This window comes from Halobacillus sp. SY10, from assembly GCF_045401165.1.
GTDB lineage: Bacteria > Bacillota > Bacilli > Bacillales > Halobacillaceae > Halobacillus > Halobacillus aidingensis.
This window is the reverse complement of record NZ_CP174345.1, coordinates 1,860,208-1,875,304: the sequence shown is the minus strand read 5'-3', so window position 1 is coordinate 1,875,304 and position 15,097 is coordinate 1,860,208. Positions and strand designations below refer to the sequence as shown.

The window sequence follows — 15,097 nt, the reverse complement described above, 5'->3', positions numbered from 1 at the left end:
ATCACCAGCCGTTACTCGTTATTGATTTTACCGGCTTGCTTCACTTGTGCATTTTGGATATTCAACCCATTTTCTTTGGCAATGCTCAAAATCCGATCCGGGTTACTGAGTTCTTTCACCTGATAAGCAAGGTTTTCATTGTGGGACTCCTGTTGTTGGATCTCTTGTTCAAGACCGCGAATATCACGGTTGATTGAATCTGTCTGAGCAGATGTCTGCACTAAAAACACCGATGCTGCCAGCACAGCAGTCGTTGCAAACGAATAGAGGAACTTCTCCCCTGTACTGATCCATTTCTTCTTTTTATGTACCTTTACTTTGGCCTGTTTCTGTCTTTCAGGCTGCTGTAAAGGCTGCTGTTTTCTAATCTGTTCAGCACTCATGTTTGTTTCCACCCTTCATTGAATTCGAATTCCTTATTCCAAGGTTTGACTTTCTCGACAATCCTCAGTTTCGCAGAACGTGAACGACGATTCTCTTCGAGCTCTGACTCATCGGCTACAATAGGCTTTCGGCTGACCAATTGAAAAGGTGGCTGTTTATCTTCCGGGATCATCGGGATGTTTTTCGGCAAGGGAGGGTTTGTACTCCATTTCTTAAACGCCTGCTTGCATAAACGATCCTCTAAGGAATGGAAGGTGATGACAGCGATCCGCCCACCAATCCCCACCACTCTTGCTGCCTGATGGAGACTGTCCTGGAAAGCACCCAGTTCATCATTGACCGCAATACGGATGGCCTGGAAAACCCTTTTTCCAGGGTGGCCGCCTTTTCTTCTGGCAGGAGCGGGTATACCTCCTTTGATGAGTTCAACCAATTCTCCTGTCGTTTCAATCGTTTTTTCTTCTCTTGCTGCTTCAATTTTTCTTGCAATCTGCTTTGAAAACTTCTCTTCTCCGTATTTGAAAAAGATGCGGACGAGGTCCTCATAAGGCCACTCATTGACAACTTCTTTCGCACTGAGTTCTGCTTCCTGGTTCATCCGCATATCGAGCGGAGCATCCTGATGGTAGCTGAACCCTCGCTCTTCTACATCCAATTGGGGACTGGAAACACCAAGATCATAAATAATACCATCGACTTCCGTTACCTCAAGCTCTGCTAATTTCTCTTCCAATTGACGAAAGTTTGCATGAACGAAAGTAATACGGTCCTGGTATTCTTCCAGACGGTCTTTTGCAGCTTTCAAGGCAACCTCATCCTGATCGAAAGATATTAATCGACCTTTGCCTTCCAAGGCTTTGGCAATCGCTTCAGAGTGCCCGCCGCCTCCTAAGGTACAGTCGACATAGATGCCTTCTGGGTCCAAATCTAAATGTTGTATGGTTTCACTTTTTAATACACTGTAATGTTCAAACATGGTTTCACTCGTTTCTATCGATCAGATATCAAAATCCAACATATTTTCTGCAATCTCAGAGAAGGACTCTTCCGATGCCTCGAAATAACTTTCCCATTCATCATGACTCCAAAACTCTATCCTATTGGATACGCCGATGACGACACATTCTTTTTCTAATGATGCATATTTTCTAAGAGGTTGTGGAATGTTGATTCTTCCTTGCTTGTCTACTTCACATTCAACAGCTCCAGAGAAGAAAAAGCGGGTGAAAGCGCGGGCATCTTTTTTAGTTAAGGGGAGTTTTTTCAGCTTCTCTTCAAGCAGCTTCCACTCGTTCATAGGATAAGCAAACAGACACTGATCTAAACCTCGGGTGAGGACAAAGCTGTCACCAAGGTCCGGGCGGAATTTCGAGGGTACGATGATCCGTCCTTTTGTATCAATGTTGTGTTGAAATTCACCCATGAACATAGAGTTCCCCCACCTTCTAATTTCACCTTACCACATCGCCCCACTTTTCTCCACTTACTTTTTAATCATTCTCTTCACATGAAAAAAATCCTGCCCGTGAAGGCAAGATTTTAAAGGGTTTTATTGTATTTTTTTGTGGTGGGAGATGGTGGAGGACCTACCCTACAAATATACGACATAATGATCGTTTTTAAAGCTCAAATGGTGTCTGTTCATCTGCTGAAACACCGTCGTTCCGTACTCATTCACCCATGGGACGATGCTCCACATCCTCTCTTGCAATCCACCACCAGGATGGAGCGTCCATTCCATGTTTTCAAACTGATCCATCTCATGTTGATGACGGGATTCCATGGAGTGGTGCAGTCGTTTCTCTAAAAAGTCGATGTTTTCCAGGATATACTCTAAATTCTTCTCAGCCAGTTGACCGAGATCCGCACCTAATGACGCTGATTTTTCACGAAGTGGTGCATGAATGCTGTCGATTTCTTTCTTCACCTGTTCAGTTAGATGGTGGACCTGAGGCGTACTTTGGGAAGCGATCCAATTCATCTTCTTCTCTTTCACTCCAGATCGGATGACTTCATCCGTAGGAATATGGAATTTTTCCAGCTGTTGGCCTGTCTTCCTGTCAATCATTGTAAAGGATAGACGCGGAAGGACAGGCGGCATACATAACCCCGCCGCTTCAAAAGCCGGCTTTAAAACAGACCAGTAATTAATTTCTCCCGGACCTCCGATAAAGGCGAGGACTGGGAAAAGCGCTTCCTGCATCAACGGCCTTGTCACCACATTATTGCTGAGAAGCTCCGGCGTCTCTTTGGCAACCTTCAAAAGCTCTGTCTCCGTCAGGACGACTTCATTGTTTTTCCCTCTATAATTCCCTTCTTCATCTCGGACCAGCAGAACTCTTTCACCTTCGAAGCTATAGAATAAATGGGCGTCATCAAGCTCACTATCCAGAAGTGTCTCATACCCTTCCTGCCGGTTTTTCTGCAAGACCGCGTACACACCACTGGCCATTTCTCTATTTTTTTCAATCATCGTGCTGAAGTACGGAGTTTCAAGCCGGCGGACTTCTGGGTCGTGAGCATCGATTAACACGAGTCCTTCATCAGGAAAAAGATGATAAACCACTTTGGCAAAAAAGTCGCTGTACGTGTCGGATTCTTTCAGCAACCTTTCCACTTCTTTATAAAAGTCATGCGTGTGCTCTGTTTCCTTAACCATTCCGAAAACATCCTTCAACCAGGACGAAGCTTTTTGCTGATCGATGGTGATCTCAGAAACGGAAGCTTTTGTCTCAGGGGTATGATCGATGGTCATCTTTTCCATGCCGTTTCCCTGTTTCATCATGATATGGTGAATCTCATCAAAATCATGATCCTCCCCAGCAATCCAAAAAACAGGGATGACCGGTTTACCAAGGTCTCTTTCCTTTTCCTTCGCAAGCTGCAAAACGGAAATGATTTTATGCACGGAATAAAGCGGACCTGTAAGCAAGCCAGCTTGTTGTCCAGCGATGACGACGACACTTTCTTCATCTTTCAACTTTTCAATATTGTTAAACGTCCGCTCAGGAGCCTCCCACCTTCTATTCATATGATTCAGCACATCAGAAAGCTCAGCCCTTTGATACGTTTGATTCCTTATTTCAGATAACCGACGCTCCCAAGTAGATTCTTCAAACGGGTGGTGGTTAAACCGATCAGCTATTTTTTCATAATCGTTTTTATAGTCACGAAACAACGTTTGTTTCGGTTCAAGTTCAATCGGTTCGATACGCATCTTTATACGACTCCTTTATAGGCAATAGTTACATGGTTTAATTATGTATCCTATTGTATTGTACAAAAAACCACTACAGACTTCACATTATCTGTTTGAAACCTGTAAATTCAATATAAGCTACCTACTCAGTTAGACTCGGTTTCGAGATGTTTGTAGTGTGGATAGGGCTGCGGGGAATAGCTCGCTTTCCGCGGGAGCGCGGTGAGCCTCCTCGAGCTTCGCTCTGCGGGGTCTCACCATGCACTTATTTCCCGCAGGAGTCTCCTCAATTCCCCTCCGCCCCTTTACCATATAAGTGTCTCGAAACCACTTCCGGAATAAGTTGCTTTTATGCACATGGTAATTGGAGGAGAATCAACTCCCAAGCGCAGCTATTCTGCATACGGTAGGCTTGGCATAGAGCGCTTTATGCTTATCACACCAGGATAGTGGAAGGCATCTTTCCTTAGTGAAGGGGTTCGTTTCTCACGTATATCGAATGGGGTGGTTGGGAAGCTGCGAGACTCCCGTGGGAGAAAGGAGATAGGCGAGATCCCGCAGGACGTAGTCCGAGGAAGCTCGACACTCCCCCACAGGAAAGCGAGTAGCTTCCCAGCCACCCCTGACGCTCAACTCGAGCAACGAACCCCGAAACATCCCGAAATCGAGTCTTCCACAATCCTGCCATATACTTTAATAACTAATAATGAAATTTACCATACGAAAGAGACTTTTACATGGGTAAGCACAGCCTTTTTGACTTGGGCTGTGCTTATTGTTTCCTTCTATTATTTTATGTCGGACTAAAGAATTCATGTAAAAGCCCTTTTCATGCGCTAGCTGAAGAAGACTCTTGTTACAAGACCAAATGTGCTCAACCCCATATAGAAAAGGATGAACAAAAGAAAACTCACGCGCCAGAATCCTTTGAGTGCGCGGAAGAGGCGGACTTCTTCGTTTATTCTATATTGCGCGACCATCGACATTCCTAAGAGGATCAAAAGGAAGACAATAATGAAAGGTAGAAAGCTTCGGTCAAACAAGACGACAAGCAGGACATGGACCGACATAATAAAAATAGGCGCGGTATAGTTCGCTGTGCGGTGCAGGGCCTTTAACTTATGTTTGCTCCATTTTCTTGCACATAGATAGAAAATTACTAAGAAAGGAAGAGGCAGAGTAACCAGAAAAGCAACCGTATAGACAATCAGATCACTCATCTTTTTCGAACACCCCTTTCATATTCGAGTGCATGAATCGCATGCACGACGAAGTGATGGTAAGGAAGTGGCTTTTTACCATAATCAAGGATGTAACCACTAATGCTGTCCACTTCTGTCAACCTATTTTCTGTAATGTCCTTCAACATCGAGGAATGATTTTTTCCTGTTGTTTCGGCTATTTCCTTCACTCGCTTCCATTCTTCAGAAAAGGAAAGGCCTAGAACGGAGCAAGCTTCTTCGCACAACAAGCGGGCCAGTTCGTTTATGGATGGGTTCGTGAGGATAGAACGGTTCTGTTGAGAGAATAGTGCAGTAAGAGGGTTGATTACCGTATTTATGATTAATTTGCTCTTTAACATAGGCTCATATTGTTCTTTAAAAAAGACTGGAAAATGTGCGGTATGTAATTCCTTTGAAAGGGCTTGTCCATGAGTGGGATCCATCCTTTTATAGACAGCTATTTGAATATTCCCCATTCCTCTATGATCGACTTCGTTCGGACCTTTAGCCAGTGCTCCATGTTCTATGACACCGACACAACTTTTCAAACCGGATTGTGATAGTTTTTCCAAATGCCCCATCCCGTTTTGAAGGAATAAATAGGGGGCGTCACCTGGAAGGTCTTGTTCGAGAAAACCATCCATCGCATGTTGTTTGATGGTCACCACCCATAAGTCGTAACCTTCACTCATTTGTGTAACAAGGTGGGCATAAACGGGCACAGGTTCTGTAAATTGTTCGCAGATGATGCCTTCCGCCTCAAGTGTTTTTCTTTGTTGTTCATGTTTGACAAACATATGCACTTCGTGATGTTTACCTAAATAGGCCCCTGCCAATAATCCTATGGAACCTGCCCCTATGATTCCAATTCTCATGACTATCTCCTCATTTCGTACAAATCTGCTTCACTATTGTAGCAGATTCCGAAACGATATTGCAGTCGATTCTTGTCCAATGTATTATTATTCATTTCATTCTGAAAATTTTTATATTATAATAAGGGTATAGACAGATATTTGAAAGGGGATTCTTTCATGATGACGAAAACAAGAGTTCAACCTTTATTAGTGAACTATAAGACACTTGAGGAGTTTAAGCGGTTCAAAGAATATGGGAACCAGGAACTTGCAATGCTCGAGGACTTAGAGAGCAATATCGTGGAAAACGACAGTGAGTCGCCATTTTACGGAGTGTATTATGGAAGCGCTTTAGTTGCGCGCATGAGTTTATATCGAGTCAAAGCGAAGTATGACCATTATTTTGATCCTTCCCAAGACTATCTGGAACTGTGGAAGCTTGAGGTCCTGCCGGATTACCGTGGGCTGGGTTATGGAAAAGCGCTCGTAGAATTCGCTAAAAGTTTTGATTTGCCGATTAAAACGAATCCTAGAATCAATTCTCATGGATTTTGGGAGAAAATGGGCTTTCAGAAAGCTCATTATGACGTAGAACGTGACCTTGGAGAGAACCCACTGATTTGGATGCCTTCAGGCGTGGAAGAAAGAGACGTAAACGCATAAAATATGAATGAGGCCGCTACACAATGTTGTAGGGGCCTTTGTTTATGATGGTAAATGATATGAATGGCTGGAGAAACAATCGTTCAAACACCACTCTCACTTTTTCTTTTTTCTCTTACCCAATGGACAAGTTTATCCATTTCATTCCACGCCGCTTCCCACTGCTTCAATTCTTCTCTAAGCTTCTCATTATCTTCATTGAGCTTTTTCAATTGGGTCTCTAAATTTTCTTTCCCATAATCTTCGAACTGCTTTGTTTTCATCTCTTTCAGAAACGAGATGGCGGCATCCAAAGACATCGGTGTATCGTCAGAAGACTTAGAGGATGAATAAATCGTCCGTGTGGCTTTACGGCTGTTTTTAGCATCCTGGATTTCTTTCTGGTATTCTTTCCTTACAGTCGCATTCCATCTGAACCCACATGCAGCAGGTGTTCTGTGCAATTGTTCAGCCACTTCCTGGAAGGCTTCCAGCTGGGTCTTCCCTTCACGAATGTGCTTCAAAACCGTTGTTGCCAATAACAGATCTTCCTCGTCCTTCCAGGCATCTTGTCTTGGGGCATCCATAGCATCCCTCCTCTATCGTTTGCTTATAGTTATGCAGGAGGAATGATTGATAGAATCGCATTTCTCATCTTTTTCTCTTAGCTTCAAAGTTTCGAACCGCTTCTTTATGCTCATCCGATTCCCATAACAGGGAGCATTGCCTGACCTCACGATCCATACGTTCAGAGAGCGTTTGTAAATCCATGTGCTCCATATACTGCCGCTTAAAAATTTTCATTTGTTCAGGAGTTTTGTTAAGAAAAGATGAGAAAATATCTTCTCCCCAGTTTACTGTAATCATCTTATGTAACCAACCAATTCGATAGACTTGCTTTGCTGTGTACATATCAGCATCCATCAACCAATGAGCAGCTATGTCACTTTTCACCCGCTGGTATAGAAGTGTACCTCCCCCCCATCCAGGAATTATGCCTAAATTGGCTTGGACGAAGCCAAAAGAAGCGCTCTCTGTTCCATATCTAAAATCACACGCTGTTGCAATTTCACACCCACCGCCCCTTGCTTGTCCATTTAATACGGCAATCGTAGGGACCGGAAAAGTTGCTAGCTCATACAGCACTTCTTTCATCGGATGCAGCGTCGCGTAAGCTTGTTCAGCATTCATTTCCCCGTGAAGTTCACGCAAGTCTCCTCCTGCGCAAAAAGCGCGATCCCCTGCACCTGTGACGACAAGAAATTTCAGGTTTTCTTTCTTCAACTCTATGACCGCTTGATAAAATTCTTCCGTCATTTGTTTGGAAATCGCATTCATCTTTTCTGGTCGGTTCAAGGTTAAAACCGCATACCCCTCTTTTTTCTCTACTAGAATTAATTGTGACACTCTCTCCACCCCTTCCAATACTAATGTACCAGAAATCTATAAAATTTGTTCAACTATATGGCAGGATTGTGGAAGACTCATTTTCGAGACTTTTGTGTAAGTGGATGGGGCTGCGGGGAATGACTCGCTTTCCGCGGGAGCGCGTTGAGCCTCCTCGGACTCCGTCCTGCGGGGTCTCACCTAGCACTCTTTTCCCGCAGGAGTCTCGCCATTCCCCTCCGCCCCTTTACCATACCGGTGTCTCGAAACCACCTCCGCAATGAGCCCATTTTACGCACAGGGAAAGTGGAGTGATAGTAACTCTCATGGACGCTATTCTCTATTCTGGATGCTAAAGCTTGCTGTAGAGCGCTGTGTGCTTATAACGCTAGGATAGTGGAAGATATCCTTTCATCGGAAAGGGGGCGTTTCTCTCCTGCATGGAATGGGGTGGTTGGGAAGCTGCGAGACTCCCGTGGGAGAAGGAGATAGGCGAGATCCCGCAGGACGCAGTCCGAGGAAGCTCGGCGCTCCCCCACAGGAAAGCGAGTAGCTTCCCAACCACCCCTGACTCTGAATACGGCAAACGAACCCCAGTTATCTCGAAACTGATTCTTCCAGAAAAGGGAGCGGTATTGGAAGAGTTTTTGGACATAAAAAAAGACCTGACTGGTGTCAGGCCTTTTTTTGATGAACTTAGTCGTTCACCACTTGTTTTCCATTATATTGTCCACAAGATTTGCAAACATGGTGTGGTTTTGAGTACTCGCCACAGTTATCACACTGAACCATTCCTGGTGCGTGAAGTTTCTTGTGAGTACGACGTTGGTTTTTGACTTTCTTAGACGTTTTACGCTTAGGTACTGCCATGTTGTACACCTCCTTTAAGGGATTTCTGAGAACCATAACATATTGTTTTACTCGTTCTCTTCTTCATTTAATAATGATTGCAGTTTAGCCATTCGAGGATCCACTTTCTTTTCCTCAGGTTCCTCTGTAACCACCTGCCAGCCCTTCCCTTCCTGGGGGGCTGCTTCATGAGCCTCATCATCATTGGAAAAAACGCGAGTCGGAATCTCCAACTGTACATTTTCCTTGATATAAGGCGTTAAGTCAAGCACTTCTCCATTCACGGAATGAACTTCAGAGTCATCTTCTTCTGTATGGTAAGGTGACAGATTAAATGCCTCCAGAGCATCAATGTGAAATGGATAAGTCACATCAACCAGCGTTCGGGCACAAGGCAACACCATTTCTCCATCAATCGAAAAAGTTACCGTTATATCATTTCCTCGAGTCATTGCTTGACCTTCGACATGAACAGGGGAAATCCTGCGAATGTCATTGTTCAGTTGTTCTAATTCGCGAATATCTACGTCATCCTCAAAGTAGAACGGCTCATCACCTGTCTGCTTGAGTTTTTGTAGAGGAAATTTCATAGTTATCACCTCATGGCAACAAGAGTTATTGTAAAAGGATTTCGCTGATTTGTCAATATTTTTTCTTTACAGCATATCCTTATTCTCGTGCGGTTTTAGTAAGATTCTCATATTTCATGGTCAGGAATGCGAAATTTCCATAGTATCATGATAAAATAAACCAAACACTTGTTCAATAGTAAAGAATCGGATGGGAGGATCTTTTGTGAAATCATGTGGAGTAGTTGTTGAATATAATCCTTTTCATAATGGACATCTTTATCATTTGGAAGAATCGAAAAAACATGCAGAAGCCGATTGTATGATCGCCATCATGAGCGGGAACTTTTTACAACGTGGAGAGCCTGCCATTATCGATAAATGGTATCGAACAAAAGCCGCGCTCCATGGTGGTGCGGACCTTGTAATCGAGCTCCCTTTCCTTTATGCGGTTCAACATAGCGATTATTTCAGCCAGGGAGCCATCCAGACGCTTGCGGAAGTCGGGGTGGACAGCATTTGTTTCGGTAGTGAAAACGGCAGGATCACTGCGTTCACAGAGGCCTTTGAGCATATGAACAAACACCAGGAAGAGTATGATGTGACCGTGAGAAGGTATTTGAATGAAGGATACTCCTATCCAGAGGCTTCCCGCCTTGGATATGAATCCATTGCTTTCCCCTCGGGTTCCATCGATCTCACTCAACCGAACAACATCCTTGGTTATAGTTACGTGAAACAACTTCTTACTTATGCTCCTGATATCGAACCACTGACCGTATTACGGAAAAATAATCACTACCATGATGAAGAAATCCATGGAAAGATTGCAAGTGCTACAAGTATCCGAAAAGAATTGCTCGAAGAAAAAGGCATGACAGAAAAGGCAGAACAGTCGCTTCCCCCTTCCACGGTCGAGGTCTTACATCAGTATAAAAATAACCATGGCATATGGCACGACTGGGAAGCTTATTTCCACTTGCTTCAATACAAGATCATGACGATGGAGGAAAGTACCCTTCGCTGTTTCCATGGGGTCGATGAAGGTTTGGAATATCGTTTGAAAAGGACCATCAAAGAAGCTACAACATTCCATCAGTTTATTTCTTCATTGAAAACGAAGAGGTACACATGGACACGTCTCCAGCGAACTCTTGCCCACATCCTAGTAGGAACGGACAAACAAGAGGCCCGTGTTTTTTTAAGAGAAACCCCGCCTCCTTACGCAAGGATCCTTGGTATGTCGGAAACCGGAAAAAAATATTTACGCGCCGTGAAAAAAGAAACCTCCATACCACTCATTACTCAACCCCAGCAGCTCGATCATGAAATGTTGGATTTGGAAGCAAGAGCCGCTACCGCCTATTACAGTGTCTTAACCCCTGAGCGTAGAGTGGATCAATTGAAGCGAGAATACGGCCCTCCTGTCATCCATTCATAAGCGGGACAACACCCTTAAGATCTCTAAGGACGCGAGTGTCAAGGAGCTTAGAGATGATTTCACAGCGGAAGGCTACTGGATAGTAGTTTATACTCTCTAAACAATGTTAAAAACAGCCGCTCCCTCATTGGAACGGCTGTTTTCTTATGCTTCCTGCTTCGGCTCTAAGTCTTGCAGATAATCTAACGCATCTTGGAACGTATCCACAGGTACGACTTTCATATCGGTATCGATTTCTTCCGCCGTTTCTTTGGCGATTTGATAGTTGGATCCTTCTCTTCCCTCTTCATTCGGAGCAAAGAAAACTTCGGCACCGTGATCGGAAGCGGCCACCACTTTTTTATCAATGCCTCCGATTCTGCCTACCTGTCCTTCATAGTTGATTTCACCGGTACCTGCAATTTCATAACCTTTTGTGATATCCGGTTCTGTCAATTGATCATAAATTTCCAGCGAAAACATCAGTCCGGCACTCGGTCCTCCGATTTCACCACTTTTGACGTTCACCTTTGGATTCACGTCCACTGTTCGGTCGGTAACAAGCGAAATACCGACACCGACTTTGTCAGGGTTATCAGGGAAAGGAGCCAGTTCAAGTTCCCGTTCGATTGTCTCCTCATCTCTCACAATGGTGAGCATCACAGAATCCCCTTCCCCCTTGTTACTCACATAGTCGATCAGGTCGCTCGTCTCTTGAATGTCCTGACCATCGACCTTCACAATCTGATCGCCCGTTTCTAAAATCTCTTCCGCCGGCATGCCTTCGATCACGTTCATGACATAAACTCCTTCGTAGTTGATGTCAATTTCTTTGCCGGCTGCTTGATAGGCGACGACTTTCGAAGCTTCTTGAGAAGATTCCATCATTTGCAGCTGGGCATGAAAATACTCTTCCTCCGACACCCCTTCCGGCCGAATATCTTCTAATGGGTAGATTTGATGGAATGGACGGACCTGGGCGAGTACCCATTGGATGGGTGTCGCTTGTCCCCCACGGACGGTTACAAGATGCATCTCCCCTTCACTGTCGAAGCCGCCCTCGACTTCGACAATGTCATTCAATGCATCCGCTGTTCCCGGCTTATAAATATAATAAGGGAGGCGGAAGGCCCCCAGGAATGCCACGATAAGTACAGTTATAATTCCGGTGATGATCAGTCTACGATTTGCTTTCATTCGTCATTTGACTCCTTCCACGCAGCGAGCTTTTTCTTTATTTCTTCTATGCGATCTTCCGCTGCTTTCTCCCCCGCCTCTACAATTTCCTGGATCTTCGTAAAAGCCCGGGAGCTGAACTTGGATACATCCGGCTTGATCATCACATCCGCATCAGAGGAGACACCAATAGCTGTAACTAATTCATCCTGCATAATATCAATGCTCTGTGTGATCACATCATAGATGGAATTAATGTTTGGATCGGAATCAAAATGCGCACAATCCACTGCAATAATGAATGCTGCCCCCATATCTTTCACCACAGAGACAGGCACACGATCAATGACCCCTCCATCAATATAAAGACGGTCGTCGATTTTTTCAGGAACGAAAATCCCGGGAATCGCAATGCTTGCTCGGACCGCTTCACTTGCAGGACCTGTCGTAAAGATTTTTTTCTCTCCGGCATACAAATCCGTTGCGACAATGGACATCGGCGTTTGAAAATCCTCGATGTTCTTTCCGAACGTGAAAAGCCGGATGTATTCCTTGATTCTTTTCCCTTGTACAAATCCCATTTTGGGGACAGTGAAATCCAAATAATACTTCCGTTTAAACGTAAAGGCGAGTTTATACATATCTTCAATTCTTTGTCCGGCAGCAAAAAAAGAGCCAACGAGCGCTCCCATGCTGCTCCCTGCAATGAAATCAACGGGAATATCATGTTCACGAAGGACCTTCAGAACACCCAAGTGTGCAAAACCACGCGCCCCTCCAGAACCTAAAGCCAAACCGATCTTTGGTCTCGCCACTCGTCATTCCTCCTTCATCCATGTGGTTTATTTTATGGAATAAACCATTCCCTTATGAGCGTACACATGGAATATAGACAACCTGTGAGCACGCGTCGAAATCTATTCCCATTCTACTATTCCTATGATGAGAAGTACAGAAAACAGCCATGTCTAAGGAGGCGTTCTCGATTTCCAAATTGAAAACCGCCGCATTGACGCTGCTCGCTTCGGCGCTTGCGGTTTCCTTGATTTTATATCCACGAGATGCCCTGTCCGCTAGTCTCAGGGGCCTTGATCTTTGGTGGGAAATCGTCTTCCCTTCCCTTCTACCATTTTTTATAACCGCAGAATTTTTAATCGGATTCGGTGTTGTCCACGGACTCGGTGCCCTTAGTGAACGGTTCATGAGACCATTGTTCAATGTCCCCGGATGTGGCGGGTTCGTTTGGGTGATGGGCATGGCAAGCGGCTATCCCTCTGGTGCAAAATGGACCGCGGACCTTCGTAAAAAAGGACAAGTGAGCCGTGTAGAAGCAGAGAGACTCGTTGCTTTCACAAACGCTTCCAGCCCGCTATTCATTTTCGGAGCGATCGCAGTAGGATTCTTTCACGATGCAAGCCTTGGCATTCTCATTGCCATCGCCCATTACGGCGGGAATTTTCTAGTGGGCATCGGCATGCGCTTTTATAAGAGAAATGATCAGGAACGAAGCATGGACAGGGCTTATTCTTCATGGAAAGATGCTTTCAGTAAAATGCACCAATCCCGGCTGGAGGATGGCCGGACGCTGGGGAAATTGATGGGGGATGCGGTCACGCGATCTGTGGACACGCTTCTTATGGTCGGTGGTTTTATTATGCTTTTTTCCGTCCTTACAGAATTGTTGAAGCAAACGGGAGCTATTCATATTTTTTCGCACCTGCTCTTTTATACAGGACTCCCAGAAACTTTCCATGTTCCTTTTACAGCAGGCATGCTGGAATTGACGACAGGCATCGGTGCGATTACCGAAACACATGAACCATTGCTCGCTCAGCTTTTGATCGTAAGCTTTATTCTCGGTTTTCACGGGTTTTCGATTCAGGCGCAAATCGCAAGCATCCTCGCTGAGACGGATATTCGATTCAAACCATATGCACTGGCAAGGATTGCCCATGGTTTTGTTGCGGCAGGACTGATTTATGTGTTGTATTTCGTTTACCGTCCTTTTCAACAGCAGAGCATGCCAATCTGGAATCCTAATGAAAACTTTACCACCCCCATTCTCGCATTTTTCAACCATTATGGACCGCCGATTACTTTGCTCATGATCATGCTCATGATCGCGGTCAAATGGAACAGTGAGCGTAAAATGAAAAAACGATCCCTACGTATTTAATCCGTAGAGATCGTTTTTTAACTTCCTTAAAATTTTTCCGAAAGAGCTTTTTCTACAGGGGGCGGTACAAGGTCACTGATGTTCGCTCGGTATTTCGCCACCTCTTTGACAATGCTTGAACTCAAGAAAGAGTATTGATTGTTTGTCATCACGAAAAACGTTTCAATATCTTCATTCAGCTTCCGGTTCATGGAAGTGATTTGCATTTCATATTCAAAATCACTCACAGCCCTCAAACCTCGAATGATGGCATGCGCTCCTTTTTCCTCTGCATAATCCATCAAAAGGCCACTGCAGGCATCCACTGACACATTGTCGATATCCTTTGTTACTTCTTCCAACAATTTCGTGCGTTCGTTCACATCAAATAGAGGAGATTTACTCTGATTGTTAAAGACCGCCACAATCACGTGGTCAAAGACTTTGGCCCCTCTTCGGATAATATCCAAATGTCCATATGTAACGGGATCGAAACTTCCCGGGCAAATCGCAATACGTGTCATACCCTTCTCTCCTTACTCAAAAATCGATACACCGATATTACTTCCATAATGATCGGTTTTCATACGTTTCAGACGCCCCACTTCTTCAGGTATTTTTTCTGAAGCATCGTGTTCACAAACGATGGTCGCATGTTCACCGACCAATTCAAATTCTAAAAGCGCTTCCATTAAGTCCTGATAAGAAAACTTCTTATAGGGTGGATCGAGGAAAATATAATCGAACGTCAATCCCCGTTTACCAGCCGCCTTGATCGCGCGCATGGCATCGGTTTTGAAAACTTCTGTGCGCTCATTAATGTCGAGCGTTTTTATATTTTCATAAATGGTTTGGATCGCTTTTTGCTGTTGATCGACGAACACACAAGAATCCACGCCACGGCTCAAAGCTTCGATCCCGAGACCACCGCTCCCAGCAAACAAATCCAGAGCTTTACCGCCCTCGAAAAAAGGGCCGATTCCATGAAAGACCGCTTCCTTCACCTTATCTGTCGTCGGTCTGGTTTTATGTGTAGGGACAGATTTCAACGGACGTCCCTTAAATTCACCAGCAATCACTCGCATCCTGTACACCTCACTTGTCAGCATTCCCCATAATCCTACCACAAAACAGACGTCGCAGGGAAGTATAGGGTGTGGAGAGGGGCTGGGAGACCTGACAAGCTTAAGAACAAATGTGCAGTGAAGCGTCCTTTTTCACGGAACATTTGAGCTTA

Annotated in this window: 17 protein-coding genes; 3 read left to right on the top strand and 14 right to left on the bottom strand. The window is 44.7% G+C overall.

The window, feature by feature from the left end:
- Positions 1-11 precede the first annotated feature (11 nt).
- From ftsL to ACJA3J_RS09605, 6 genes are all read right to left on the bottom strand, one after another.
- Positions 12-383, bottom strand: coding sequence for a cell division protein FtsL (ftsL, locus tag ACJA3J_RS09630; RefSeq protein ID WP_089652806.1), 372 nt, complete (start codon positions 381-383; stop codon positions 12-14).
- A complete protein-coding gene (gene rsmH / locus ACJA3J_RS09625) occupies positions 380-1,360 on the bottom strand; it encodes a 16S rRNA (cytosine(1402)-N(4))-methyltransferase RsmH (RefSeq protein WP_406946146.1) in 981 nt (326 codons plus the stop codon). The genes ftsL and rsmH overlap by 4 nt, the downstream gene beginning before the upstream one ends.
- A gap of 21 nt (positions 1,361-1,381) precedes the next feature.
- The gene (gene mraZ / locus ACJA3J_RS09620; protein ID WP_089652804.1) at positions 1,382-1,813 is read right to left on the bottom strand and encodes a division/cell wall cluster transcriptional repressor MraZ; all 432 of its coding nucleotides are present in this window, start codon (positions 1,811-1,813) and stop codon (positions 1,382-1,384) included.
- 162 nt (positions 1,814-1,975) lie between these two features.
- Entirely contained in the window at positions 1,976-3,601 is a 1,626-nt protein-coding gene (gene bshC, locus ACJA3J_RS09615; RefSeq protein WP_406946145.1) for a bacillithiol biosynthesis cysteine-adding enzyme BshC, read from the bottom strand.
- Between the two features lie 818 nt (positions 3,602-4,419).
- The gene (locus ACJA3J_RS09610; protein WP_089652802.1) at positions 4,420-4,803 is read right to left on the bottom strand and encodes a DUF3397 domain-containing protein; all 384 of its coding nucleotides are present in this window, start codon (positions 4,801-4,803) and stop codon (positions 4,420-4,422) included.
- A complete protein-coding gene (locus tag ACJA3J_RS09605) occupies positions 4,800-5,681 on the bottom strand; it encodes a ketopantoate reductase family protein (protein ID WP_089652801.1) in 882 nt (293 codons plus the stop codon). The genes ACJA3J_RS09610 and ACJA3J_RS09605 overlap by 4 nt, the downstream gene beginning before the upstream one ends.
- Positions 5,682-5,840: 159 nt before the next feature.
- On the opposite strand from ACJA3J_RS09605, the gene ACJA3J_RS09600 reads away from it, so the two are divergent.
- A complete protein-coding gene (locus ACJA3J_RS09600) occupies positions 5,841-6,326 on the top strand; it encodes an N-acetyltransferase (protein WP_089652800.1) in 486 nt (161 codons plus the stop codon).
- Between the two features lie 83 nt (positions 6,327-6,409).
- On the opposite strand, the gene ACJA3J_RS09595 is transcribed toward ACJA3J_RS09600, so the two are convergent.
- The 4 genes from ACJA3J_RS09595 to ACJA3J_RS09580 all read right to left on the bottom strand — a co-directional run bounded on the left by ACJA3J_RS09595 (position 6,410) and on the right by ACJA3J_RS09580 (position 9,130).
- Positions 6,410-6,892, bottom strand: a complete 483-nt coding sequence (locus tag ACJA3J_RS09595; RefSeq protein WP_089652799.1) for an RsfA family transcriptional regulator — start codon at positions 6,890-6,892, stop codon at positions 6,410-6,412.
- Between the two features lie 64 nt (positions 6,893-6,956).
- Positions 6,957-7,712 (bottom strand): enoyl-CoA hydratase/isomerase family protein, encoded by a 756-nt coding sequence (locus ACJA3J_RS09590; RefSeq protein WP_089652798.1) that lies wholly within the window; start codon positions 7,710-7,712, stop codon positions 6,957-6,959.
- A gap of 675 nt (positions 7,713-8,387) precedes the next feature.
- Entirely contained in the window at positions 8,388-8,561 is a 174-nt protein-coding gene (gene rpmF, locus ACJA3J_RS09585) for a 50S ribosomal protein L32 (protein WP_035505553.1), read from the bottom strand.
- 47 nt (positions 8,562-8,608) lie between these two features.
- Positions 8,609-9,130 carry a YceD family protein gene (locus tag ACJA3J_RS09580; RefSeq protein WP_406946144.1) on the bottom strand — a complete coding sequence of 174 codons (522 nt, stop codon included), beginning with the start codon at positions 9,128-9,130 and terminating at the stop codon, positions 8,609-8,611.
- 205 nt (positions 9,131-9,335) lie between these two features.
- Here ACJA3J_RS09580 and ACJA3J_RS09575 point away from each other — a divergent pair, with 205 nt between their 5' ends.
- Positions 9,336-10,550: a nucleotidyltransferase gene (locus ACJA3J_RS09575; protein WP_406946143.1), complete on the top strand. Its 1,215-nt coding sequence runs from the start codon at positions 9,336-9,338 to the stop codon at positions 10,548-10,550.
- A gap of 144 nt (positions 10,551-10,694) precedes the next feature.
- Here the strand turns inward: ACJA3J_RS09575 and ACJA3J_RS09570 are convergent, their stop codons facing one another.
- Both ACJA3J_RS09570 and ACJA3J_RS09565 read right to left on the bottom strand, forming a co-directional pair.
- Positions 10,695-11,726, bottom strand: coding sequence for a SepM family pheromone-processing serine protease (locus ACJA3J_RS09570; protein ID WP_089652795.1), 1,032 nt, complete (start codon positions 11,724-11,726; stop codon positions 10,695-10,697).
- Positions 11,723-12,520, bottom strand: coding sequence for a patatin-like phospholipase family protein (locus tag ACJA3J_RS09565; protein ID WP_115894812.1), 798 nt, complete (start codon positions 12,518-12,520; stop codon positions 11,723-11,725). Before ACJA3J_RS09565 ends, ACJA3J_RS09570 begins: the two co-directional genes overlap by 4 nt.
- Positions 12,521-12,669: 149 nt before the next feature.
- Here ACJA3J_RS09565 and ylbJ point away from each other — a divergent pair, with 149 nt between their 5' ends.
- A complete protein-coding gene (gene ylbJ, locus ACJA3J_RS09560) occupies positions 12,670-13,881 on the top strand; it encodes a sporulation integral membrane protein YlbJ (RefSeq protein WP_089652793.1) in 1,212 nt (403 codons plus the stop codon).
- Positions 13,882-13,907: 26 nt separating this feature from the next.
- Here ylbJ and coaD read toward each other — a convergent pair whose 3' ends face one another.
- Both coaD and rsmD read right to left on the bottom strand, forming a co-directional pair.
- Positions 13,908-14,384: a pantetheine-phosphate adenylyltransferase gene (coaD, locus tag ACJA3J_RS09555; RefSeq protein WP_089652792.1), complete on the bottom strand. Its 477-nt coding sequence runs from the start codon at positions 14,382-14,384 to the stop codon at positions 13,908-13,910.
- Positions 14,385-14,396: 12 nt separating this feature from the next.
- The gene (gene rsmD, locus ACJA3J_RS09550; RefSeq protein WP_406946142.1) at positions 14,397-14,969 is read right to left on the bottom strand and encodes a 16S rRNA (guanine(966)-N(2))-methyltransferase RsmD; all 573 of its coding nucleotides are present in this window, start codon (positions 14,967-14,969) and stop codon (positions 14,397-14,399) included.
- Between the last annotated feature and the right edge of the window lie 128 nt (positions 14,970-15,097).

Coding starts and splice junctions, on each gene's coding strand:
- ftsL (WP_089652806.1), bottom strand. CDS start 383: ATGAGTGCTGAACAGATTAGAAAACAGCAGCCTTTACAGCAGCCTGAA.
- rsmH (WP_406946146.1), bottom strand. CDS start 1,360: ATGTTTGAACATTACAGTGTATTAAAAAGTGAAACCATACAACATTTA.
- mraZ (WP_089652804.1), bottom strand. CDS start 1,813: ATGTTCATGGGTGAATTTCAACACAACATTGATACAAAAGGACGGATC.
- bshC (WP_406946145.1), bottom strand. CDS start 3,601: ATGCGTATCGAACCGATTGAACTTGAACCGAAACAAACGTTGTTTCGT.
- ACJA3J_RS09610 (WP_089652802.1), bottom strand. CDS start 4,803: ATGAGTGATCTGATTGTCTATACGGTTGCTTTTCTGGTTACTCTGCCT.
- ACJA3J_RS09605 (WP_089652801.1), bottom strand. CDS start 5,681: ATGAGAATTGGAATCATAGGGGCAGGTTCCATAGGATTATTGGCAGGG.
- ACJA3J_RS09600 (WP_089652800.1), top strand. CDS start 5,841: ATGATGACGAAAACAAGAGTTCAACCTTTATTAGTGAACTATAAGACA.
- ACJA3J_RS09595 (WP_089652799.1), bottom strand. CDS start 6,892: ATGGATGCCCCAAGACAAGATGCCTGGAAGGACGAGGAAGATCTGTTA.
- rpmF (WP_035505553.1), bottom strand. CDS start 8,561: ATGGCAGTACCTAAGCGTAAAACGTCTAAGAAAGTCAAAAACCAACGT.
- ACJA3J_RS09580 (WP_406946144.1), bottom strand. CDS start 9,130: ATGAAATTTCCTCTACAAAAACTCAAGCAGACAGGTGATGAGCCGTTC.
- ACJA3J_RS09570 (WP_089652795.1), bottom strand. CDS start 11,726: ATGAAAGCAAATCGTAGACTGATCATCACCGGAATTATAACTGTACTT.
- ylbJ (WP_089652793.1), top strand. CDS start 12,670: ATGTCTAAGGAGGCGTTCTCGATTTCCAAATTGAAAACCGCCGCATTG.
- coaD (WP_089652792.1), bottom strand. CDS start 14,384: ATGACACGTATTGCGATTTGCCCGGGAAGTTTCGATCCCGTTACATAT.
- rsmD (WP_406946142.1), bottom strand. CDS start 14,969: ATGCTGACAAGTGAGGTGTACAGGATGCGAGTGATTGCTGGTGAATTT.